The sequence below is a fragment of the Pseudomonas sp. PME37.24/025 genome, assembly GCF_055556615.1.
This window is the reverse complement of sequence record NZ_JBVHNK010000478.1, coordinates 1-236: the sequence shown is the minus strand read 5'-3', so window position 1 is coordinate 236 and position 236 is coordinate 1. Positions and strand designations below refer to the sequence as shown.

General features: G+C 65.3%; 1 protein-coding gene. It reads left to right on the top strand.

Translation table 11 applies throughout. The features are described 5' to 3' along the window. On the top strand, window positions 1–236 hold a 236-nt coding region (locus ACZ3HH_RS31145), incomplete at both ends, for a carboxyl transferase domain-containing protein (protein WP_465810588.1).

The window sequence follows — 236 nt, the reverse complement described above, 5'->3', positions numbered from 1 at the left end:
GATGGGATCGGTCGCGGGAGAAAAGATCACCCGCGCTCTGGAACGCGGCGTGGACGAGAGGTGCAGCGTCGTGGTCTTCTGCTCCAGCGGTGGGGCGCGGATGCAGGAAGGCATGCTGAGCCTGATGCAGATGGCCAAAACAACCGCCGCCGTCGAGCGGTGCCGAGCCTACGGTGTGCCTTTCATCGCCGTTTTCACCGACCCCACCATGGCGGGCGTGCTGGCCAGCTATGCCA